Here is a 20,925-nt window from a genome sequence, read left to right as displayed (position 1 = left end):
AGTTACACGGCGTCGTCTTCGTGCCTACAGACCCGGAATCCGACCGTTACGGAACAGGTCGACGAAGATCTGGTGGTCCCTGCGCGCCCGTGCGCCGTACTCGTGCGCGAAGTCCACGAGCAGGTCACCGAAGCCCTCCTCGTCCGCCGCGATGGCGGCGTCGATCGCGCGTTCCGTGGAGAACGGCACCAGGTCCGAGTGGCCGCTCTCGTCGTCAGCGGCGGAGTGCATCGTGGCCGTGGCGCGGCCCAGGTCGGCGATGACCGCGGCGATCTCGTCCCAGTCGTCGATGTCCGACCAGTCCAGGTCCACGGCGTACGGAGAGACCTCGGCGACCAGCTGCCCGGAGCCGTCCAGCTCGGTCCAGCCGAGCCACGGGTCGGCGTGCGCCTGGAGCGCGCGCTGCGAGATCACCGTGCGGTGGCCCTCGTGCTGGAAGTAGTCACGGACCGCGCCGTCGGTGATGTGCCGCGAGACGGCCGGGGTCTGGGCCTGCTTGAGATAGATCACGACGTCGTTCTCCAGGGCGTCGCTGTTGCCCTCGAGAAGGATGTTGTACGACGGCAGTCCCGCGGAGCCGATGCCGATGCCGCGGCGCCCGACGACGTCCTTGACGCGGTACGAGTCGGGGCGGGTGAGCGAGGACTCGGGCAGCGTCTCCAGATAGCCGTCGAAGGCGGCGAGCACCTTGTAGCGAGTGGCCGCGTCGAGCTCGATGGAGCCGCCGCCCGGGGCGAAGCGGCGCTCGAAGTCGCGGATCTCCGTCATGGACTCCAGGAGCCCGAAGCGGGTCAGCGAGCGCGCGTCGCGCAGCGCGTCCAGGAGCGGTCCCTGGGCGGTGTCCAGGGTGAAGGGCGGCACCTCGTCGCTCTTGGCGCCGGTCGCCAGGTCGTGGATCCGCTCGCGGTACGCCGCGGCGTAGATCCGCACCAGGTCGGTGATCTGCTCGTCGCTGAGCGCCTTCGTGTACCCGATCAGGGCCACGGAGACGGCGAAGCGCTTCAGGTCCCACGTGAAGGGGCCGACGTACGCCTCGTCGAAGTCGTTCACGTTGAAGATCAGGCGGCCCTGGGAGTCCATGTACGTGCCGAAGTTCTCCGCGTGCAGGTCGCCGTGGATCCACACCCGGCCCGTGCGCTCGTCCAGGTACGGACCGCCGTGCTGCTCGCGCTCCAGGTCCCCGTAGAAGAGGCAGGCCGTGCCGCGGTAGAACGCGAAGGCGGAGGCGGCCATCTTCCGGAACTTCACCCGGAACGCGGCGGGGTCCGCGGCGAGCAGCTCGCCGAACGCGGTGTCGAAGACGGAGAGGATCTGCTCGCCGCGCTGCTCAGCGGTGGGCTGCGGGTCCGACATCGCGGGGTGCCTCCAGGTAACAGGTGGTGCCAGGTCGTGCATGACATTTGGGACAGGTGCTCCGACCTGTCCAACGCACGACGGTACCCCCGAGTGCCCGTCGCTTGTCAGTGCGGCGGATTAGACTTCCACGCTGTCCCCCCAGACTGCCCGCAGCCTGTCACCACCCGTTCTCCGGAGGCCTCCCGCCGTGACCAAGCCGCCCTTTACGCACCTCCACGTCCACACCCAGTACTCGCTGCTGGACGGTGCCGCGCGGCTCAAGGACATGTTCGACGCCTGTAATGAGATGGGCATGACGCATGTCGCCATGTCCGACCACGGCAACCTCCACGGGGCGTACGACTTCTTCCACTCGGCGCAGAAGGCGGGCGTGACGCCGATCATCGGCATCGAGGCGTATGTGGCGCCGGAGTCCCGGCGCAACAAGCGGAAGATCAAGTGGGGTCAGCCGCACCAGAAGCGTGACGACGTGTCCGGCTCGGGTGGTTACACCCACAAGACGATCTGGGCGTCGAACAGCACGGGCCTGCACAACCTCTTCCGGCTGTCCTCCGACGCATACGCGGAAGGCTGGCTCCAGAAGTGGCCCCGCATGGACAAGGAGACGATCTCCCAGTGGTCGGAGGGCCTGATCGCCTCCACCGGCTGCCCCTCCGGAGAGCTCCAGACCCGCTTGCGCCTGGGCCAGTTCGACGAGGCGGTGAAGGCTGCCGCCGAGTACCAGGACATCTTCGGCAAGGACCGGTACTTCCTGGAGCTGATGGACCACGGCATCGACATCGAGCGCCGGGTCCGCGACGACCTGCTCCGGGTCGGCAAGAAGCTCGGCATCCCGCCGCTGGTGACGAACGACTCGCACTACACGTACGCGCACGAGTCCGTCGCTCACGACGCCCTGCTCTGCATCCAGACCGGCAAGAACCTCTCGGACCCGGACCGCTTCCGCTTCGACGGCACCGGCTATTACCTGAAGTCCACGGACGAGATGTACGCCATCGACTCCTCGGACGCCTGGCAGGAGGGGTGCAGGAACACGCTTCTGGTGGCCGAGCAGATCGACACCACCGGGATGTTCGAGAAGCGCGACCTCATGCCCAAGTTTGAGATCCCGGAGGGCTTCACCGAAGTCACCTGGTTCCAGGAGGAGGTCCGGGTCGGCATGGGCCGCCGCTACCCCGGTGGTATCCCCGAGGACCGGCAGAAGCAGGCCGAGTACGAGATGGACATCATCATCCAGATGGGGTTCCCGGGGTACTTCCTGGTCGTCGCCGACTTCATCATGTGGGCCAAGAACAACGGCATCGCGGTGGGCCCCGGCCGTGGCTCCGCGGCAGGATCGATCGTCGCGTACGCCATGGGCATCACCGACCTCGACCCCATCACGCACGGCCTGATCTTCGAGCGGTTCCTGAACCCCGAGCGCGTCTCCATGCCCGATGTCGACATCGACTTCGACGAGCGCAGGCGCGTGGAAGTCATCCGGTACGTGACGGAGAAGTACGGCGCCGACAAGGTCGCCATGATCGGCACATACGGAAAGATCAAGGCGAAGAACGCCATCAAGGACTCCGCGCGCGTGCTCGGATATCCGTACGCGATGGGCGACCGCCTCACCAAGGCGATGCCCGCCGACGTCCTGGGCAAGGGCATCGACCTCTCCGGCATCACGGACACCAAGCACCCGCGCTACAGCGAGGCGGGCGAGATCCGGGGGATGTACGAGAACGAGCCGGACGTGAAGAAGGTCATCGACACCGCGAAGGGTGTGGAGGGCCTGGTCCGGCAGATGGGCGTGCACGCGGCCGGCGTCATCATGTCCAGCGAGCCGATCGTGGACCACGCGCCGATCTGGGTGCGGCACACGGACGGCGTGACGATCACGCAGTGGGACTACCCCCAGTGCGAGTCGCTCGGCCTGCTCAAGATGGACTTCCTGGGTCTGCGAAACCTGACCATCATGGACGACGCCGTCAAGATGGTGCGGAACGACAAGGGCATCGACCTGGAGATGCTCTCGCTCCCGCTGGACGACCCGAAGACCTTCGAACTGCTCTGCCGCGGTGACACGCTCGGTGTCTTCCAGTTCGACGGCGGCCCGATGCGTTCGCTGCTTCGCCAGATGCAGCCCGACAACTTCGAGGACATTTCCGCCGTCTCGGCCCTCTACCGGCCGGGCCCGATGGGCATGAACTCGCACATCAACTACGCGGAGCGCAAGAACGGCCGCCAGGAGATCACGCCGATCCACCCGGAGCTCGAAGAGCCCCTGAAGGAGACGCTCGGTCTGACCTACGGCCTCATCGTGTACCAGGAGCAGGTGCAGAAGGCCGCGCAGATCATCGCCGGCTACTCGCTGGGCGAAGCCGACATCCTGCGCCGCGTGATGGGCAAGAAGAAGCCCGACGAGTTGGCGAAGAACTTCGTCCTGTTCCAGGAGGGCGCGAAGAAGAACGGCTACTCGGATGCCGCGATCCAGGCCCTGTGGGACGTCCTGGTCCCCTTCGCCGGATACGCCTTCAACAAGGCGCACTCCTCGGCGTACGGCCTCGTCACGTACTGGACCGCCTACCTCAAGGCGAACTACCCCGCCGAGTACATGGCCGCGCTGCTCACCTCGGTGAAGGATGACAAGGACAAGTCGGCCGTCTACCTCAACGAGTGCCGGCGCATGGGCATCAAGGTCCTTCCGCCCAACGTGAACGAGTCCGTGCACAACTTCGCCGCGCAGGGCGACGACGTGATCCTCTTCGGCCTGGAGGCGGTCCGCAACGTCGGTACGAACGTGGTCGAGTCGATCGTCCGGTCGCGCAAGGCCAAGGGGAAGTTCGCCTCCTTCCCCGACTACCTCGACAAGGTCGAGGCCGCCGCCTGCAACAAGCGGACCACGGAGTCGCTGATCAAGGCGGGCGCCTTCGACACCATGGGGCACACCCGCAAGGGCCTCACCGCGCAGTACGAGCCCATGATCGACAACGTGGTGCAGGTCAAGCGCAAGGAAGCGGAAGGGCAGTTCGACCTCTTCGGAGGGATGGGCGACGAGTCCGGCGGTGACGAGCCGGGCTTCGGGCTCGACGTGGAGTTCTCCACCGACGAGTGGGAGAAGACGTATCTGCTCGCCCAGGAGCGGGAGATGCTCGGTCTGTACGTCTCCGACCACCCCCTGTTCGGCCTGGAGCACGTCCTTTCCGACAAGGCCGACGCGGGCATCGGGCAGCTCACCGGCGGTGACTACTCGGACGGCTCGATCGTCACCATCGGCGGCATCATCTCCGGCCTCCAGCGCAAGATGACCAAGCAGGGCAACGCCTGGGCCATCGCGACCGTCGAGGACCTCGCCGGCTCCATCGAGTGCATGTTCTTCCCGGCGACGTATCAGCTGGTGTCGACCCAACTCGTCGAGGACGCCGTGGTGTTCGTCAAGGGCCGCCTCGACAAGCGCGAGGACGTGCCGCGCCTCGTCGCGATGGAGATGCAGGTCCCCGACCTGTCGAACGCGGGCACCAACGCGCCCGTCCTGATCACCATCCCGACGGTGAAGGTGACCCCGCCGATGGTCAGCCGCCTCGGCGAGATCCTCAGCCACCACCGCGGCAACAGCGAGGTGCGGATCAAGCTCCAGGGGGCCCAGAAGACGACGGTGCTGCGGCTCGACCGCCACCGGGTACAGCCGGATCCCGCCCTTTTCGGCGACCTGAAGGTACTGCTCGGGGCGTCCTGCCTGGCCGGGTAGGTCCATCCGTCAAGCCAAGAGCGCAGGGAAGGGGCGCACCCGGAATTCCGGGTGCGCCCCTTCACGCATATGCGCCTGTGTGCGCGTCAGTTGTGGCCGAAACGACGCTGGTGCTTGCGGGCGACCTCGGCCGGGCTGCCCTGCGACTGCACGGCTTCCTTCATCCTCGACTCGGCCTGCTCCGCGGACGACTTGGCCTGCTCCTGCGCTTCCTCCGCGGCAGAGGCGCGGTTCTGCGAGACGCCCGTCTTACGGTGCTGTTTCTTGGCCATGGTGATCTTCCTCCTGAGGGGGATCTGTAGGGCCAGGACGCGACCAGATTCACATACCGCGACAAGCTGCGCATTTCAGAGAATTACCGTGCGTAATAAGCCCTGTCGGAGAGTGAAGTCGCGATACGCCACGCCGAAGATCGAGTTCCGGCCGTTAACCTCCGCGGGGTCGGGCAGACTCGAAGGAAACCCGAACCATTACTTCCAGGGAATCTCCAGGGAAAGAGGGTGGATCGCGTGGACCGTTGCATCGTCCTGGTGGACGCCGGGTATCTGCTGGGTGCCGCCGCGAGTCTCCTCGCGGGCGAGCCGTCGCGGTCCCGGATCACCGTCGATCACACCGCCCTGATCCAGGGCATCCGTGAGCGCGCGGAATCCGACACCGAGCGCCCCCTGCTCCGGATCTACTGGTTCGACGGAGCCCCCGACCGCGTTCCGCAGCCCGAGCACCGCAGGCTGCGCGTCATGCCGCGCGTGACGGTCCGGCTCGGCGCGCTGACCCGCAGCGACGGACGGTGGGCCCAGAAGGGCGTGGACGCCGCCATGCACGCCGAGCTGACGGAGCTGGCCCGCAACCGCGCCTGCTCGGACATCGTGCTCGTCACCGGCGACGGGGACCTGCTGCCCGGCATGATGGCCGCCAAGGAGCACGGCGTCGCCGTCCACCTGTGGGCCGTGCAGGCCGCCGACGGGGACTACAACCAGTCCGAGGACCTCGTGGCCGAGGCCGACGAGCGCCGCGTCCTGGACCGGGCCTGGATCACCAAGGCCGTACGCCCCAAGGAGCTCACCGGCGTCTGCGCGCCCTCTCCCGTGCCGCGCCCCGAGATCGCCGCGATCCTCTCCGCGCCCCTGCCGGAGTCCGCCCTCGCGGCCAGCGCCCAGCGGGCCGCCGACGAGGCCGCAGGGGTGCACCACGGCCGACACGGCGAGCACGGCCGGCACGCCGAGGCCGGGGCCAACGGCGACAGCGGCGGCACCCACCACCCCCCGGGCAAGGGCGTGCCCACCCCCAAGGACCTCGCCGCCCTGCGCGGCCCCGGCACACAGCCCGCCAAGGACCCCACCAACGCCACGCTGCGCTGGTCCTCGGACAAGGGCTGGGTCGAGCGCCCCGGCGGCGCCGCGGAGAGCCCGGAGGCCGCCGCCCTGCCGACGCTCGCCCAGCTGACGACGGCCGAGCAGCGCTGGGCCGACCGCGAGGAGGACATCACCACCGTCGGCGGTGATCCCTTCGAGGTCGGGCAGGTGTTCGCGCGCCGCTGGATGGCCCGCCTGCCGGAACAGCACAACCTGCAGAAGCTCTCGACGATGTACCCGCGCATCCCGCACCGCGTCGACGGCGAGCTCCTGCGGTACGCGGCCCGCTTCGGTCTGCTCGCCCACAAGGACGACCAGATCGACGAGCACGACCGGTACGCGATCCGGGCGGGCTTCTGGCGCGAGATCGACGTCCACACGGCGGTCGAGCACGCGCCGGCGGGCGACCGCTCCGGCGAGTGACCGAACAGGTACGCGAACGAGTGGCGGAACGCGTCCGCAGATGAGTGACCGAACACGTCCGCAGATGACTGATACGGGGCGTACGGGGCGCCCCGGGCGTCGTACCGGGCACGGGACCCCGTACCCTCGTCCTTCGTGAGTACGCGCTCGGCACAGGCAGTCCGACAGGGGCTCCGACAGGGTCACGGCAGTCATGCCGTCTGCGCGGTGCGCGACCTCGTCAAGACGTATCCCGCCACCCGTGGCAGGCGCGGCAGGCCCGCGACACCCGAGGTGCGCGCCACCGACGGCATCAGCCTGGAGGTCAGGCGCGGCGAGATCTTCGGCCTTCTCGGGCCCAACGGCGCCGGCAAGTCCACCCTCGTACGCCAGCTGACCGGCCTGATGCGGCCCGACAGCGGGAGCGTCGAGATCCTCGGGCACGACATCCTGCGCCACCCCGAGCGGGCCGCGCGGATCCTCGCCTACCTGGGGCAGGAATCCACCGCGCTCGACGAACTGACCGTCTCGCTCGCCGTCGAGACGACCGCGCGGCTGCGTGGCCTCGATGTGCGCGCGGCGCGGGCCGAGCGGGACGCCGTACTCGAAGAACTCGCGCTCACCGGCCTCGCCTCGCGGCCGCTGAAGAAGCTCTCCGGCGGGCAGCGCAGGCTCGCCTGCTTCGCCACCGCCTTGGTGGGGGAGCGGCCGCTGCTCGTCCTCGACGAGCCGACGACCGGCATGGACCCCATCGCACGGCGCGCCGTGTGGGGCGCGGTCGACCGGCGCAGGGCCGAGCGCGGCACGACGGTGCTGCTGGTCACCCACAACGTCATCGAGGCCGAGACGGTCCTTGACCGCGTTGCCGTCCTCGACCACGGCAAGGTCATCGCCTGCGACAGCCCTCTGGGGCTCAAGGAGCAGGTCGCGGGCGAGGTGCGGGTGGAGCTTGTCTGGCGGGAGCGGGCGCCGCTGGATGTCCCCGAGGTCGCGGCGCTGCGGTCGTCCGCGGTGGAGTCCGGACGGCGGTGGTCCTTGCGGCTCGCCCCCGACGAGGCACGGGCCGCTGTCGCGGCGGTCACCGGCGGAGCGGCCTTTGCCGCGCTCGACGACTTCACGTTGGCCACACCGAGCTTGGAGGACGTGTATCTCGCCCTGGGCGGGAACGGGGAAGGGCTGGTGAAGGCGTGACCTTCGCCGGGCGGATGAACTGCAACAGGAGGGCCGTTCGGTGAGTGCCGTTCCCCTGGAAGCGGCCGTACGGGCCGACGAGCGCGAGCGGCAGGCCGACGCCGCCGCGCCCCTGGGGCCCCGTGCGCGGCTGTTTCCCGCGCTCGCCGCGGTCTATCGGGCGCAGCTTTCCCGGGCCCGGGTCGCGCGGATTCCGCTGCTCTTCGTGGCGACCTTCCAGTCCGTCGGGATCATGATCCTGATGCGGGGCGTCGTCGACGGAGGCGATGAGGCGCGTGCCGTCGTCGCCGGATCCTCCGTGCTCGTCGTCGCGTTCGTCGCGCTCAACCTGCTCGCGCAGTACTTCGGGCAGCTGCGGGCCGACGGCGGCCTCGACCACTACGCGACGCTGCCCGTGCCGCCCGCATCGGTGGTCCTGGGCGCCGCGGCCGCCTACGCCTCGTTCACCGTGCCGGGCACGCTGGTCACCGCGGTCGTCGGATGCGGCCTCTTCGGGCTTCCGCTGGCGAATCTGTGGGTGCTCGCGGCGGTGATCCCGCTGGCAGGTGCCGCGCTCGCCGGGCTCGGAGCCGCACTCGGGCTGCTCGCGCCCCGCCCCGAACTGGCCACGCTGCTCGGCCAGTTGGGCATGTCCGCCGCGCTCCTGCTCGGCGTGCTTCCGGCCGAGCGGATGCCGGAGTTCCTCCAGTACGCCCGTGACCTGCTGCCCTCGACGTACGGAGTCGAGGCGTTCGCCCGTACCTTCGGGCCGCATCCGGACTGGGCTGCCGTCGCCCTCGATCTCGCCGTCTGCGCGGGAGTCGGCGTCGCCTCGCTGGCGATTGCCACCTGGGCCTACCGCCGTGCGGCTGTGCGGTGACGCGGCACAAAGACGGGACTGGCACCATGTGTGGGTGACTGCACCGCTGACGCCCTCCCAGCCGCCCCACGACCAGCCCCAGCACGACCCCTGGCAGCAAGCCGCTCAGCCGTCCGGAGCCGTTCCCCAGCCGGCGAACGAGGAGGACGGTCCTGGCATGAAGACCGAAGTGCGGCAGGCCGCAGTGATCATGGTCGCGATGGCTGTCTGCGGCGTGCTGCTCGGCCTCCTGTGGATGTGGCTCGCGCCACGGGTTCCGCTGGTGGCCGACAGCGACGCGGTGTACCTCAAGGACACCGAGGGGGAGCAGGCGATCGGGGTCGACGGAACGTTCACTCTGCTCGCGCTGGCGTTCGGCGCGGTGAGCGGCGCCGTGGTGTTCCTGCTGCGCAGGCGGGGCGGGATTCCGCTGGTCGTCGGGCTGACGGCCGGAGGGCTGCTCGCCGCGGTGGTCGGCTGGCGTCTCGGGATCTTCCTGGGCCCCGAGACCGACGTCGCCGCCCATGCGAAGTCCCTGGGCAAGGGCGTCGCGTTCGACGCCCCCCTGGAGCTCAAGGCCAAGGGCGCGCTGCTGTCCTGGCCCGTGGCGGCGTTGCTGATCCACCTCGGTCTCACCGCGCTCTTCGGGCCACGCGACCCCGAGCCGTACCCCCTGCCCTACGGGAATCCCGACCGGGCCGATGGCAGCCCGGACTCCGCCGGGGCGTGATGTCAGGCGGGGCGCCTCCCGTGGTTCGCCTTGCCCTTGCGCACCCGCCACTTCCTCTTGCGCGTCTTCTTCGACATGAGGGTGGTACTAGTCGAGCCGACGGCTCCCGTCGAGGGCCTATTCACGCCCGATCGGGGCCAGTACCGCACCCGTGAGCCGCGCCAGGTCGCCGGGGGCCAGTTCCACTTCCAGGCCCCTGCGGCCCGCCGACACACAGACCGTGGCGTGCGACGAGGCCGAGTCGTCCAGGACCGTGCGGAGCTTCTTGCGCTGGCCCAGCGGGGAGATGCCGCCCCGTACGTACCCCGTGGTGCGCTCGGCGGCCGCCGGACCCGCCATCACCGCGCGCTTGCCGGAGACCGCCGCGGCCAGGGCCTTGAGGTTCAGGGTGCCCGCCACGGGGACCACGGCCACCGTCAGCTCGCCGTCGACCTCCGCGACCAGGGTCTTGAAGACCCGGTCGGGGGAGACGCCCATGGCCTGCGCCGCCTCTTCGCCGTACGAGGGGTGCGCGGGGTCGTGTTCGTAGGCGTGGACGGTGTAGTCCGCGCCCGCCGCGGTGAGGGCGACCGTCGCCGGGGTGCCGCCCGTGCCCGACTGCTTCTGCTGTTTCTTCTGCTTCTTCGCCAAAGCGCTCGCGCCTTATGTCAGTTGCGGCTTACGTCAGTTGAGACTGGTGGTGCCGCGCGTGAGGTCCGTCGCGGGCAACGACGGCAGATTACGGATGATGGCGGTCTCGGCGCGAAGGAGTTTCAGCTCGTCGTGCAGGCGCGACGCCGTGTCCGGTGCCTCCAGGAGCCGCTGCTTCGTGGGGGTGTCCAGGACGGCCGCGGCGGCGACCAGATACGACACCACGGACGGGTCGTCCGGCAGTTCGGCGCCCGTGGAGAGGGACCGCTCACGCGCCCCGGCGAGCCGCTTCTGGTAGGAGCGGAACGCCCGCAGGACGCCCGCGGCCAGCGCACCCGCCTCCTCGCCCGGCTCCTCGGGCAGCTCCTCGACCTCCGCGGTCAGGAAGGCGCCCGACGTGTCGATCGAGTGCAGGCGCACGCGTGAGGTGCCGGTGGCGAGGACCTCGAAGCCGCCGTCGGCGCGCTCCCTGATCGTCGCCGCGTCCGCCACGCAGCCCACCGTGTGGAAGGCCTTGAGCGGGTCGTCGCCGAAGCCGGCGGTCGGCCCCTGCTCGGGCTGCGAGGTGGGGTCGGGGAGGCCCGGGGCGCTCGGCGCCACCTCGAGGCCGTCGCGGATCGCGACGACCGCGAAGAGGCGCTGCTCCTCCTCGGGAGTCTTGAGCAGGTCGCGCATCATGGCGCGATAACGCTCCTCGAATACGTTCAGCGGGAGCACGAGCCCCGGGAACAGCACCGAGTTGAGCGGGAAGAGCGGAAGCCGGACGGTGGTCACGAGCCTCAAGCCTAATGGTCGCCGGAGGGCGGACGTCCGCCACCGGTGCGCAGCGGGGTCTCGGAGGCCACCTCGATGCGTATGCCGTCGCGCAGTTCCAGGAACTGGCCGAGCGGATCGTCGGCCATGCGGTCCCAGGGGAAGGACGTCGCGCAGGGCCCGATGAGGCGCAGCTGTTCGAGGGCGTCGCTCCACCGCTCCAGGCGGACGAGGACGTACGTGAGGAGGTTGCGGACCTCGGCGGGCCAGGGATCCCCGGCCTCGTACTCCCGGGACAGGGCGATCCCGAGGTCGGCCGCGGCGTCCAGGCGCTCGCGCGGCACGCTCCCCGACGCGCTGGTGAGATACGCGAACGCGGCCCGCGTGGGCAGCGCCTGGATCAGCGAGCCGGGCAGTGCGTCCCGCGCGGCCCGCTCGGCGAAGTCGAAGCACTGGCGGTGCGAGCCGTACCAGGCGGCCGAAAGGTACTGCAGGGCCGACGCGTGGCAGCCGTAGTGGTGCGAGGAGCGGTGCACCGCCTCGGCCCAGATCGCGTCGAAGACCGAGTGCGGGGCATGGGTGCCGCGCGCGTGGTCCAGGGCGATCCGCCACGGCACGGGGTCGCGCGGGTCGGCCTCGGCGGCGCCGGTGAGCAGGGGCGCGCTCTCGCGAAGCAGCTCGGCGCGGGCGGGCGACTCCCAGCCGCGGACGACCGCGAGCTCGGCCTTGACGAGCAGCGCGTCCGGGTCGTGCGGCGCGGCGGCCTGCCAGTCGTCGAACCACTCGGAGCGGGAGCGGGCGAAGGCGGCGAGACGCGTCGTGTAGCGGTCGCGGTTCTCCCACTCGTTGCCCTCGCGGGTCATGGCGAGCAGCTTGGCGGCGGGGTCGTAGTCGCCGCGGCCCGCGGCGACAAGCGCGGGGCCGAGCCGGTCGTCGGGCGCGTCGAGGAGCACCTCGTCGTCGGGGGTCAGACCGTCGGCCAGGAGCGGGGTGTTCCTGACCATGCGTACGGTGCGGATCAGGGCGCGCAGGAATGCCATCGTGTGGGTATTGAAAACCGCAGGTCGGGGGAGGGCCAGGGGGTGGCCGGTGAAGCTTTCGCATCGGTCGTTCGGTTGCCTGACACGTGGTCAAGGACAGGTAAAATCTCTGTCCCCTCTCGATGCCTGCCGATGCCCACCGCCCCCGGTGCGGGCTCCTCAGTTCCTCCGCAGCAGCCTCGTCGCCCCCGCCGCGACCGTCGTCGCGAGCACCCAGCCGAGCAGGATCAGGATCGCCGCGAACCACTGCCAGCCGCCGCGCAGCTGCCAGTAGCTGTCCTGGCCGAGGTTGATGACCGGGAGCAGCAGGTCGAGGGAGAAGAGTGCGGGGTTCCAGTTCGGGTGCTCGCCCGGTTTGATCGCCGGGTGGTCGGCGCGCGTGAAGGCCACCGCGCTCACCGCCCAGAGCACCGCCATCCACAGGGCGGCCCGCCCCGGCCGGTAGCCGTAGGCCACCGTCCAGTCCTGGGCGAAGCCCCAGAGCTTGGCCGCAAGCGGCAGCGTCTCGCGGCGTCGGCGCTGCTTGGCGAGCAGGACTTCGCGGGCGTCGGCGTCCTCGCCGCCGTTGCGCAGGACCGTGGCCAGCTTCTCGTACGGCTCGGGGTTGTACTCGGCGGTCGCGGCCGCCACCCAGCTCAGCCGCCGGGAGAGCGGGAAACTGCCCTGCGGGACGAGGTTCTCGTAACTGAAGCCGCCCATCTGGAGGCCGCCGGGGCCCGGCCAGCTGGTCGACTTGTCGATGAGGGTGACGACCTTGGCGCCGGACAAAATGATCTTGCCGCGCTGCGGGGCCTCGCCCAGGAAGCGCAGCTCGGGGGTCTGGACACGGCGCAGCGACACCTCCTGGTCGTTCTCCAGGGTGAAGCGCGCCTGGGCCAGGTCGACGGCGTCCCCGAAGCGCCCGTCGTCGAGCCGGATGCCGCCCTGGCACTCGAAGCGCTGGACGCGGGTGCCGCGCGGCGGAGTCGTGCCGCTGGTCATGGGGGGATCGCCGAGTGCGGCGGGCGTCATGTAGAGCGTGCGTTCCACGGTCATCTGCGGGGCGTTGAGCGCCCGCTGGCCGTAGGGATTGGCGAGCTTGCTGCCGCGCAGGCTGAAGGAGACGCCGACCTTCGCGCCGCGCAGGCTCAGCTGGCCGTGCGACTCCATCATCTCGGCCTGCAGGTCCTGGCCGACCGAGAGCCCGTCGCCCATGATCGAGTTGCCGCGCCGGTCGCGGTAGATCACGGCCTGGTTGATCAGGAGGTCGGTGCCGATCTGGGCGTCCGTGAGCCGCATGCCGTTGTGGATCCGGCAGCGCGGCAGATGCAGATCGCCCTCCGTGTGCACGCGGGCCGCCTCCACGCGCGGGATCGAGCAGTTGACCAGGCGCAGCGTGGTGAACTTGGCCTCGGGGACGAGGACTTCCTTCTCGAAGCGGCAGTGCTTCAGCTCGGCGTAGGGAAGGATCTCGCCGCCCGCGAGATCGAGTACGTCCGTGATCTGGAGGCCCGAGAGCTTCAGCGAGGAGACCCGGCCGGAGAGCGCGGGCGGCCCGTCGAGCAGCAGCCAGCACACGATGCGCGCGCGCACGCTGCGTTCCGGACCCCAGGGGTGGCCGCCGTGCGGATCGTCCGCCATCGCGTCCCCGGCCCGGAGGTCATAGACGCTGCCGTTGCGAAAGGCCTGCCACATGCCGATCTCGGCGGCGGTCAGTCCATCCGGCGGGTCCCCGGTGCCGGTGTCGTCGACCACTGCTGTTGTCCTCCCCGTACTGCGATCCCGTACCGCGTTGTCGTACTGCGTTCACGTACTGCGACGCCCGTGTCTCGTACACCTGTTTCATGCCCGCTCAGTGACGGGCTGAACGCTAGTGGTGAACGTGGTCTTCCGGGATCTATATCAGCCAGTGATACGGGCGTCCGACCCGGAATGACGGTCTGAGAGAATTGGCCACGTGATCTCCCGAATCGATCTGCGCGGCGACGCCCTCCCCGAGGGCCCCGCCCTGCGCGCCCTGCTGCCCCGTGCCGACTTCGACGTCGCGGCCGCCCTGGAGAAGGTGCGGCCCATCTGCGAGGACGTGCATCATCGTGGCGACGCGGCGCTGATCGAATACGCGGAGAAGTTCGACGGGGTACGGCTGACGCAGGTCCGCGTCCCCGCGACCGCCATCGCCGCAGCCCTGACCGGCCTCGACCCGCTCGTGCGCGACGCGCTCGAGGAGTCGATCCGGCGCGCCCGCATCGTCCACCGCGAACAGCGCCGCGCCCCGCACACCACCCAGGTCGTGCCCGGCGGCACGGTCACCGAGAAGTGGGTGCCGGTCGAGCGCGTCGGGCTCTACGCACCGGGCGGCCGCTCCGTCTACCCGTCCTCCGTGATCATGAACGCCGTCCCTGCCCAGGAGGCGGGCGTCGAGTCGATGGCGCTCGCGTCCCCGCCGCAGAAGGAATTTGACGGGCTTCCGCACCCGACGATCCTCGCCGCCTGCGCCCTCCTCGGTATCGACGAGGTGTACGCGGTCGGCGGCGCCCAGGCCGTCGCGATGTTCGCGTACGGCACCGAGACCTGCGCCCCGGCCAACATGGTCACGGGGCCCGGCAACATCTGGGTCGCCGCCGCCAAGCGGTACTTCACCGGACGCATCGGCATCGACACCGAAGCCGGACCGACCGAGATCGCGGTCCTCGCCGACGACACGGCCGACGCCGTGCACGTCGCGTCCGACCTGATCAGCCAGGCCGAGCACGACCCGCTCGCCGCCGCCGTCCTGGTCACCGACTCCGTGGACCTGGCCGACGCCGTCGCCAAGGAGCTGGAGCCGCAGGTCGCGGCGACCAAGCACGTCGAGGACCGGATCGTGCCCGCCCTGGAGGGCAGGCAGTCCGCGATCGTCCTGGTCGACGGCCTGGAGGAGGGCCTGCGCGTCGTCGATGCGTACGGCGCCGAGCACCTGGAGATCCAGACCGCGGACGCCGCCGCCGTCGCGGAGCGCGTGAAGAACGCGGGCGCGATCTTCGTCGGCCCGTGGGCGCCGGTCTCCCTCGGCGACTACTGCGCGGGCTCCAACCACGTCCTTCCGACCGGCGGCTGCGCCTGCCACTCCTCGGGGCTCAGCGTCCAGTCGTTCCTGCGCGGCATCCACATCGTCGACTACACCCGCGACGCGCTCGCCGACGTGGCCCACCACGTGGTGACCCTCGCCGAGGCCGAGGACCTGCCCGCGCACGGTGCGGCCATCAAGGCGAGGTTCGGATGGAAGGTGCTCACCAAGTGACGATCCGGATCGACGATCTGCCCGTACGCGACGAACTGCGCGGCAAGTCCCCCTACGGCGCCCCCCAGCTCGACGTACCCGTACGCCTGAACACGAACGAGAACCCCTACCCGCTCCCCGAGCCGCTCGTCGAGCGCATCGCCGAGCGGGTCCGCGAGGCGGCCCGCGACCTCAACCGCTACCCCGACCGGGACGCCGTGGAGCTGCGCACCGAACTCGCGCGCTACCTCACGAACACCGGCGGCCACGAGGTCACCCTCGCCAACGTCTGGGCGGCCAACGGCTCGAACGAAGTCATCCAGCAGCTCCTGCAGACCTTCGGCGGGCCCGGACGCACCGCCATCGGCTTCGAGCCCTCGTACTCGATGCACGGCCTCATCGCGCGCGGCACCGGCACGGGCTGGATCTCCGGCCCCCGCTCGGACGACTTCACGATCGACGTCGAGGCGGCGACGAAGGCCATAGCCGAGAACCAGCCCGACGTCGTCTTCATCACCACGCCCAACAACCCCACGGGCAACGCCGTCTCGGCCGACACGGTCCTCGCGCTCTACGAAGCCGCGCAGGCCGCCAAGCCGTCGATGGTGGTGATCGACGAGGCGTACGTCGAATTCAGCCACGGCGACTCGCTGCTCCCGCTGCTCGCGGGGCGGCCGAATCTCGTCGTCTCCCGCACCATGTCGAAGGCGTTCGGGGCGGCCGGGCTCCGCCTCGGCTACCTCGCCGCCGACCCGGCGGTCGTCGACGCCGTACAGCTCGTGCGCCTGCCGTACCACCTGTCGGCCGTCACGCAGGCCACCGCGCTCGCCGCCCTGGAGCACACCGACACGCTCCTGAAGTACGTCGAGCAGCTGAAGCAGGAGCGCGACCGCCTTGTGAGCGAGCTGCGTGCGATCGGCTATGAAGTGACCGACTCCGACGCCAACTTCGTCCAGTTCGGGCGGTTCGATGGCGAAGGGGCCGCCCACGCGGTCTGGCAGCGGATCCTCGACCGGGGCGTCCTGGTCCGGGACAACGGAGTACCGGGATGGCTGCGCGTCAGCGCAGGAACCCCCGAAGAGAACGACGCGTTCCTCGATGCGGTACGCGAACTGAAGAAGGAGCAGCAGGCATGAGCCGCGTTGGACGGGTCGAACGGACCACCAAGGAGACGTCGGTCCTCGTCGAGATCGATCTCGACGGCACCGGCAAGGTCGAGGTGTCGACGGGTGTCGGCTTCTACGACCACATGCTCGACCAGCTCGGCCGCCACGGCCTCTTCGACCTCACGGTCAAGACCGAGGGCGACCTGCACATCGACACCCACCACACCATCGAGGACACCGCCCTCGCCCTGGGCGCCGCCTTCAAGCAGGCGCTCGGCGACAAGGTCGGCATCTACCGCTTCGGCAACTGCACGGTCCCGCTCGACGAGTCGCTCGCCCAGGTGACCGTCGACCTGAGCGGCCGCCCCTACCTCGTGCACACCGAGCCCGAGACCATGGCGCCGATGATCGGCACGTACGACACGACGATGACCCGGCACATCCTGGAGTCCTTCGTCGCGCAGGCCCAGATCGCCCTGCACGTGCACGTGCCCTACGGCCGCAACGCCCACCACATCGTGGAGTGCCAGTTCAAGGCCCTCGCCCGCGCGCTGCGCTACGCATCGGAGCGCGACCCGCGCGCCGCCGGGATCCTCCCCTCCACGAAGGGCGCGCTGTAAAGCCATGACCGGTCTCAACACCATCCTGATCGTCGTCGGTCTCTTCCTGATCGGCGGCATCATCTCCTTCGTCAAGCAGGGGATGCCCAAGAGCCTGATCACGCTGCTCTCCATCGGCGCGGCCATGTGCATCGTCGCGGGCGTCATGCGGCTCGACTACTGGAATTAAGGGGACGTACGCGAGATGAGCACTCCCCAGAAGAAGGTCGTCGTCTTCGACTACGGCTTCGGGAACGTCCGTTCCGCCGAGCGCGCCCTAGCGCGCGCGGGCGCGGAGGTCGAGATAACCCGTGACTACGACACGGCCATGAACGCCGACGGCCTCCTCGTCCCCGGTGTCGGCGCCTTCGCCGCCTGCATGCAGGGGCTCAAGGAAGCGCGCGGCGACTGGATCGTGGGCCGCAGGCTCGCGGGCGGCCGTCCCGTGATGGGCATCTGCGTCGGCATGCAGATCCTCTTCGCGCGCGGCATCGAGCACGACGTGGAGGCCGATGGCCTCGACGAGTGGCCCGGCACCGTCGAGCCGCTCAAGGCCGACATCGTCCCGCACATGGGCTGGAACACGGTCAAGGCGCCGGACGACTCGCAGCTGTTCGCGGGCCTCGACGCCGAAGCCCGCTACTACTTCGTGCACTCGTACGCGGTGCACCACTGGGACTTCGAGGCGGGCAACCCGGCCTTCCGCGCGCCCAAGGTCGCCTGGACCACGCACGGCGAGCCCTTCGTGGCCGCCGTCGAGAACGGCGCGCTGTGGGCCACGCAGTTCCACCCCGAGAAGTCCGGCGACGCCGGCGCCCAGCTCCTCACCAACTGGATCGGAACCCTCTAGGGATGTCAGGGATTTCTGTGAGCAAGCTCGAACTCCTCCCCGCCGTCGACGTCCGCGACGGCCAGGCCGTACGCCTCGTCCACGGCGAGTCCGGATCGGAGACCTCCTACGGCTCCCCCCTTGAGGCCGCCCTCTCCTGGCAGCGGTCGGGCGCCGAGTGGCTGCACCTGGTCGACCTGGACGCCGCGTTCGGCACCGGCGACAACCGCGCGCTCATCGCCGAGGTCGCGGGCGCCATGGACATCAAGGTCGAGCTGTCCGGCGGCATCCGCGACGACGACACGCTCGCCGCGGCCCTCGCCACCGGCTGCACCCGCGTGAACCTCGGCACCGCCGCCCTGGAGACCCCGGAGTGGGTCGCCAAGGTCATCGCCGAGCACGGCGACAAGATCGCGGTCGGCCTCGACGTCCGCGGCACGACCCTTCGCGGCCGCGGCTGGACCCGCGACGGCGGCGACCTCTACGAAACCCTGGCACGCCTCGACTCCGAGGGCTGCGCCCGCTACGTCGTCACCGACATCGCCAAGGACGGCACGCTGCAGGGCCCGAACCTGGAGCTCCTGCGCAACGTCTGCGCGGCCACGGACCGCCCGGTGGTCGCCTCGGGCGGTGTCTCGTCGCTCGACGACCTGCGCGCGATCTCCGAACTCGTCCCGCAGGGCGTCGAGGGCGCGATCGTCGGCAAGGCGCTGTACGCGAAGGCCTTCACGCTCGAAGAGGCCCTCGCAGCGGTGGCGTCGTCATGAGTGACGTCGTACGCCGGGTGAGCTCGGGCGGGCCGTGGGAGGACGCCCTCGGCTACTCCCGCGCCGTCGAACTGCCCAACGGCCTTGTCCTGGTGTCGGGTTGCACGTCGGTGGTGAACGGCGTCATAGACGCCGGAACCCCCTACGAGCAGGCGGCCAACGCCTTCCACACCGCCGTCGAGGCGCTGAAGAAGCTGGGCCTCGGCCGCGAGCACGTCGTACGCACCCGCATGTATCTGACCCACGCGCGGGACGTGGAGGAGGTCGGCCGGGCCCACAAGGAGCTCTTCGACGACGTCCGCCCCGCCACATCGATGATCATCGTCTCCGGCTTCATCGACCCGAGTCTGGTCGTCGAGGTCGAGGTCGAGGCGTATCGGGGAGCTGAGACGTCATGACCCTGGCCGTACGAGTCATCCCCTGCCTCGATGTGGACAACGGCCGGGTCGTCAAGGGCGTCAACTTCCAGAACCTGCGCGACGCGGGCGACCCCGTCGAGATGGCCAAGGTGTACGACGCCGAGGGCGCCGACGAGCTCACCTTCCTGGACATCACCGCGTCCTCCGGCAACCGCGAGACCACGTACGACGTGGTCCGCCGCACCGCCGAGCAGGTCTTCATCCCGCTCACGGTGGGCGGCGGCGTCCGCACCGCAGAGGACGTCGACAAGCTCCTCCGTGCAGGCGCGGACAAGGTGGGCGTGAACACGGCCGCCATCGCACGGCCCGAGCTGATCCGCGAGATCGCGGAGCGGTTCGGCCGCCAGGTGCTCGTCCTGTCGGTGGACGCGCGGCGGACCGCCTCCGGGTCCTTCGAGGTGACGACCCACGGCGGCCGCAAGTCCGCCGGGATCGACGCCGTCGAATGGGCGCACCAGGCCGCCGAGCTGGGCGCGGGCGAGATCCTGCTCAACTCGATGGACGCGGACGGCACGAAGGACGGCTACGACATCGAGATGATCGCGGCGGTGCGGCGTCACGTCACCGTCCCGGTGATCGCGTCCGGGGGAGCGGGCCGTCTGGACCACTTCCCGCCCGCGATCGCGGCGGGCGCGGACGCGGTGCTCGCCGCGTCGGTCTTCCACTTCGGTGATCTGCGGATCGGCGAGGTGAAGGACACCTTGCGGGAGGCGGGCCACCCCGTCCGCTGAGCCGCGTTCTTCGCGTCTTCGGGTAAGCCCTGGTCACTGGGTGGCCAGGGCTTACTGCTGGCCGGATGTGAAGGGAAACTTGCGCAATTTATATTGCGCAAGTTTCCTTTCCTATCTACGTTGGAGGCATGAACGACAAGCAGCCCAAGCCCGGCGACGAACCCCGCCGCATCACCGACCTCGGCACGCTCAAGGCGTTCGGGCATCCGCTGCGCCTGAAGATCTACAGCACGCTTCGGGTGGCGGGCCCTTCGACCGCGTCGCAGTTGGCGGGGCAGGTCGACGAGGCGGTCTCGCTGGTCAGTTACCACCTGCGCAAGCTCGCGGAGCACGGCCTAATCGTGGAGGCCGACGTGCAGAGCGAGGACGCGCGGGAGCGGTGGTGGCAGGCCGCGCAGGACACGCTGAGCTTCCGGCACGAGGACTTCAAGGACACCCCTGAGGGGGTCGCCGCGCACGCGGCCACCGTCCGCACCCTGATCGCCCAGCGCGACGAGCAGTACAAGACCTACCTGGACCAGCAGGCGGCCTGGGGCGCCGAGTGGCGCAAGGCGGCCGACCAGTCGGACTTCCTCGCCCGCCTGAACCCCGCCGAACTCACCCGGCTCAACGCCGAGATCCACGCCCTGATCAAGACGTACGAGGAGCAGGGCAAGGCCGCCGAGGCGGCGGGCGACACCGCGGGGCGCGAGAACGTCGCCGTGCACCTGGCCAGCTTTCCGTTCCGGCTCTGAGAGGGCTTCCTCCCGTGACCACCACCGGCATACGTACGGCTCCCGCTACCGAGAAGCCCGCGCACCAGGACGGTAACGTCCTGCGCTGGCTGGGCGCCTACACCGCCTCGATGGTCGGCGACAGCGTCTACTTCGTGGCGCTCTCCTGGGCCGCCACCCGCAGCGGCAGCCCTGCTCAGACCGGTCTCGTGCTCGCCGTCGGCTCCGTGCCGCGCGCCGTGCTCATGCTGGGCGGCGGTGTGATCGCCGACCGCTTCGGGCCACGCCGGGTGGTCATCGGGAGCGACGCGGTGCGCTGCGCTGTGATCCTCGCCGTGGCCGTGCTGCTCCTGCTGGCGACCCCCGGCATCTGGCTCCTGGTCCTCGTCGCCCTGGTCTTCGGCGCCGTCGACGCGCTGTTCCTGCCCAGTGTCGGCGCCCTGCCGCCGCGCATCACGGCTCCGGGGCAGCTCGGCAGGGTGCAGGGCATGCGCGGCTTCG

Annotated in this window: 22 protein-coding genes; 15 read left to right on the top strand and 7 right to left on the bottom strand. The window is 70.0% G+C overall.

Annotated elements, in window-relative coordinates:
• Positions 1 to 24: 24 nt before the first annotated feature.
• Positions 25 to 1,353 carry a DUF2252 domain-containing protein gene (locus ABD378_RS34885; protein WP_344527744.1) on the bottom strand — a complete coding sequence of 443 codons (1,329 nt, stop codon included), beginning with the start codon at positions 1,351 to 1,353 and terminating at the stop codon, positions 25 to 27.
• A 190-nt stretch (positions 1,354 to 1,543) separates the two neighbouring features.
• On the opposite strand from ABD378_RS34885, the gene dnaE reads away from it, so the two are divergent.
• Positions 1,544 to 5,086, top strand: coding sequence for a DNA polymerase III subunit alpha (gene dnaE, locus ABD378_RS34880; RefSeq protein ID WP_344527742.1), 3,543 nt, complete (start codon positions 1,544 to 1,546; stop codon positions 5,084 to 5,086).
• Between the two features lie 86 nt (positions 5,087 to 5,172).
• On the opposite strand, the gene ABD378_RS34875 is transcribed toward dnaE, so the two are convergent.
• Positions 5,173 to 5,358 carry a hypothetical protein gene (locus ABD378_RS34875; RefSeq protein WP_344527740.1) on the bottom strand — a complete coding sequence of 62 codons (186 nt, stop codon included), beginning with the start codon at positions 5,356 to 5,358 and terminating at the stop codon, positions 5,173 to 5,175.
• 237 nt (positions 5,359 to 5,595) lie between these two features.
• Between ABD378_RS34875 and ABD378_RS34870 the strand changes: the two genes are divergently transcribed.
• The 4 genes from ABD378_RS34870 (at position 5,596) to ABD378_RS34855 (ending at position 9,599) form a co-directional block, all read left to right on the top strand.
• On the top strand, positions 5,596 to 6,861 hold the full coding sequence (locus ABD378_RS34870; RefSeq protein WP_344527738.1) for an NYN domain-containing protein: 1,266 nt from the start codon (positions 5,596 to 5,598) through the stop codon (positions 6,859 to 6,861).
• Positions 6,862 to 6,996: 135 nt separating this feature from the next.
• On the top strand, positions 6,997 to 8,031 hold the full coding sequence (locus ABD378_RS34865) for an ABC transporter ATP-binding protein (RefSeq protein ID WP_386545449.1): 1,035 nt from the start codon (positions 6,997 to 6,999) through the stop codon (positions 8,029 to 8,031).
• A gap of 40 nt (positions 8,032 to 8,071) precedes the next feature.
• A complete protein-coding gene (locus tag ABD378_RS34860) occupies positions 8,072 to 8,890 on the top strand; it encodes an ABC transporter permease (RefSeq protein ID WP_386545452.1) in 819 nt (272 codons plus the stop codon).
• A 34-nt stretch (positions 8,891 to 8,924) separates the two neighbouring features.
• Positions 8,925 to 9,599 (top strand): DUF2567 domain-containing protein, encoded by a 675-nt coding sequence (locus tag ABD378_RS34855; protein WP_344527734.1) that lies wholly within the window; start codon positions 8,925 to 8,927, stop codon positions 9,597 to 9,599.
• Between the two features lie 2 nt (positions 9,600 to 9,601).
• Here the strand turns inward: ABD378_RS34855 and ABD378_RS44335 are convergent, their stop codons facing one another.
• The 5 genes from ABD378_RS44335 to ABD378_RS34835 all read right to left on the bottom strand — a co-directional run bounded on the left by ABD378_RS44335 (position 9,602) and on the right by ABD378_RS34835 (position 13,696).
• A complete protein-coding gene (locus ABD378_RS44335) occupies positions 9,602 to 9,676 on the bottom strand; it encodes a hypothetical protein (RefSeq protein ID WP_467690357.1) in 75 nt (24 codons plus the stop codon).
• A 40-nt stretch (positions 9,677 to 9,716) separates the two neighbouring features.
• Entirely contained in the window at positions 9,717 to 10,229 is a 513-nt protein-coding gene (gene ybaK / locus ABD378_RS34850; RefSeq protein WP_344527732.1) for a Cys-tRNA(Pro) deacylase, read from the bottom strand.
• Between the two features lie 33 nt (positions 10,230 to 10,262).
• Entirely contained in the window at positions 10,263 to 11,003 is a 741-nt protein-coding gene (locus ABD378_RS34845; RefSeq protein ID WP_344527730.1) for an LON peptidase substrate-binding domain-containing protein, read from the bottom strand.
• A gap of 11 nt (positions 11,004 to 11,014) precedes the next feature.
• Positions 11,015 to 12,022: a hypothetical protein gene (locus ABD378_RS34840; protein WP_344527728.1), complete on the bottom strand. Its 1,008-nt coding sequence runs from the start codon at positions 12,020 to 12,022 to the stop codon at positions 11,015 to 11,017.
• 159 nt (positions 12,023 to 12,181) lie between these two features.
• Positions 12,182 to 13,696 (bottom strand): oxidoreductase, encoded by a 1,515-nt coding sequence (locus tag ABD378_RS34835; protein WP_344527758.1) that lies wholly within the window; start codon positions 13,694 to 13,696, stop codon positions 12,182 to 12,184.
• Between the two features lie 262 nt (positions 13,697 to 13,958).
• On the opposite strand from ABD378_RS34835, the gene hisD reads away from it, so the two are divergent.
• From hisD to ABD378_RS34785, 10 genes are all read left to right on the top strand, one after another.
• Entirely contained in the window at positions 13,959 to 15,281 is a 1,323-nt protein-coding gene (gene hisD / locus ABD378_RS34830) for a histidinol dehydrogenase (RefSeq protein WP_344527726.1), read from the top strand.
• Positions 15,278 to 16,396, top strand: a complete 1,119-nt coding sequence (locus ABD378_RS34825; protein ID WP_344527724.1) for a histidinol-phosphate transaminase — start codon at positions 15,278 to 15,280, stop codon at positions 16,394 to 16,396. Before hisD ends, ABD378_RS34825 begins: the two co-directional genes overlap by 4 nt.
• The gene (gene hisB / locus ABD378_RS34820; RefSeq protein WP_135330188.1) at positions 16,393 to 16,986 is read left to right on the top strand and encodes an imidazoleglycerol-phosphate dehydratase HisB; all 594 of its coding nucleotides are present in this window, start codon (positions 16,393 to 16,395) and stop codon (positions 16,984 to 16,986) included. Before ABD378_RS34825 ends, hisB begins: the two co-directional genes overlap by 4 nt.
• 4 nt (positions 16,987 to 16,990) lie before the next feature.
• Positions 16,991 to 17,155: a hypothetical protein gene (locus ABD378_RS34815; protein ID WP_202121127.1), complete on the top strand. Its 165-nt coding sequence runs from the start codon at positions 16,991 to 16,993 to the stop codon at positions 17,153 to 17,155.
• 15 nt (positions 17,156 to 17,170) lie between these two features.
• Positions 17,171 to 17,815, top strand: coding sequence for an imidazole glycerol phosphate synthase subunit HisH (gene hisH / locus ABD378_RS34810; RefSeq protein ID WP_344527720.1), 645 nt, complete (start codon positions 17,171 to 17,173; stop codon positions 17,813 to 17,815).
• Positions 17,816 to 17,832: 17 nt separating this feature from the next.
• Entirely contained in the window at positions 17,833 to 18,561 is a 729-nt protein-coding gene (priA, locus tag ABD378_RS34805; protein WP_344527756.1) for a bifunctional 1-(5-phosphoribosyl)-5-((5-phosphoribosylamino)methylideneamino)imidazole-4-carboxamide isomerase/phosphoribosylanthranilate isomerase PriA, read from the top strand.
• Positions 18,558 to 18,959 carry a RidA family protein gene (locus tag ABD378_RS34800; protein WP_344527718.1) on the top strand — a complete coding sequence of 134 codons (402 nt, stop codon included), beginning with the start codon at positions 18,558 to 18,560 and terminating at the stop codon, positions 18,957 to 18,959. Before priA ends, ABD378_RS34800 begins: the two co-directional genes overlap by 4 nt.
• Complete coding sequence (gene hisF, locus ABD378_RS34795) at positions 18,956 to 19,711, top strand: imidazole glycerol phosphate synthase subunit HisF (protein WP_249590469.1); 756 nt, start codon at positions 18,956 to 18,958, stop codon at positions 19,709 to 19,711. Before ABD378_RS34800 ends, hisF begins: the two co-directional genes overlap by 4 nt.
• A 128-nt stretch (positions 19,712 to 19,839) precedes the next feature.
• Entirely contained in the window at positions 19,840 to 20,445 is a 606-nt protein-coding gene (locus ABD378_RS34790; RefSeq protein ID WP_344527714.1) for an ArsR/SmtB family transcription factor, read from the top strand.
• 14 nt (positions 20,446 to 20,459) lie between these two features.
• On the top strand, positions 20,460 to 20,925 hold a 466-nt coding region (locus ABD378_RS34785), incomplete at its 3' end, for an MFS transporter (RefSeq protein WP_344527712.1).

The sequence above is a fragment of the Streptomyces rectiviolaceus genome (genome assembly GCF_039533825.1).
Lineage (GTDB): Bacteria > Actinomycetota > Actinomycetes > Streptomycetales > Streptomycetaceae > Streptomyces > Streptomyces rectiviolaceus.
Note: the sequence above shows the minus strand (reverse complement) of the source record. Positions and strands in the feature narration are given on the sequence as shown.

Coding starts and splice junctions, on each gene's coding strand:
- ABD378_RS34885 (WP_344527744.1), bottom strand. CDS start 1,353: ATGTCGGACCCGCAGCCCACCGCTGAGCAGCGCGGCGAGCAGATCCTC.
- ABD378_RS34875 (WP_344527740.1), bottom strand. CDS start 5,358: ATGGCCAAGAAACAGCACCGTAAGACGGGCGTCTCGCAGAACCGCGCC.
- ABD378_RS34840 (WP_344527728.1), bottom strand. CDS start 12,022: ATGGCATTCCTGCGCGCCCTGATCCGCACCGTACGCATGGTCAGGAAC.
- ABD378_RS34835 (WP_344527758.1), bottom strand. CDS start 13,696: ATGTGGCAGGCCTTTCGCAACGGCAGCGTCTATGACCTCCGGGCCGGG.
- hisB (WP_135330188.1), top strand. CDS start 16,393: ATGAGCCGCGTTGGACGGGTCGAACGGACCACCAAGGAGACGTCGGTC.
- ABD378_RS34815 (WP_202121127.1), top strand. CDS start 16,991: ATGACCGGTCTCAACACCATCCTGATCGTCGTCGGTCTCTTCCTGATC.
- hisH (WP_344527720.1), top strand. CDS start 17,171: ATGAGCACTCCCCAGAAGAAGGTCGTCGTCTTCGACTACGGCTTCGGG.
- ABD378_RS34800 (WP_344527718.1), top strand. CDS start 18,558: ATGAGTGACGTCGTACGCCGGGTGAGCTCGGGCGGGCCGTGGGAGGAC.
- hisF (WP_249590469.1), top strand. CDS start 18,956: ATGACCCTGGCCGTACGAGTCATCCCCTGCCTCGATGTGGACAACGGC.
- ABD378_RS34790 (WP_344527714.1), top strand. CDS start 19,840: ATGAACGACAAGCAGCCCAAGCCCGGCGACGAACCCCGCCGCATCACC.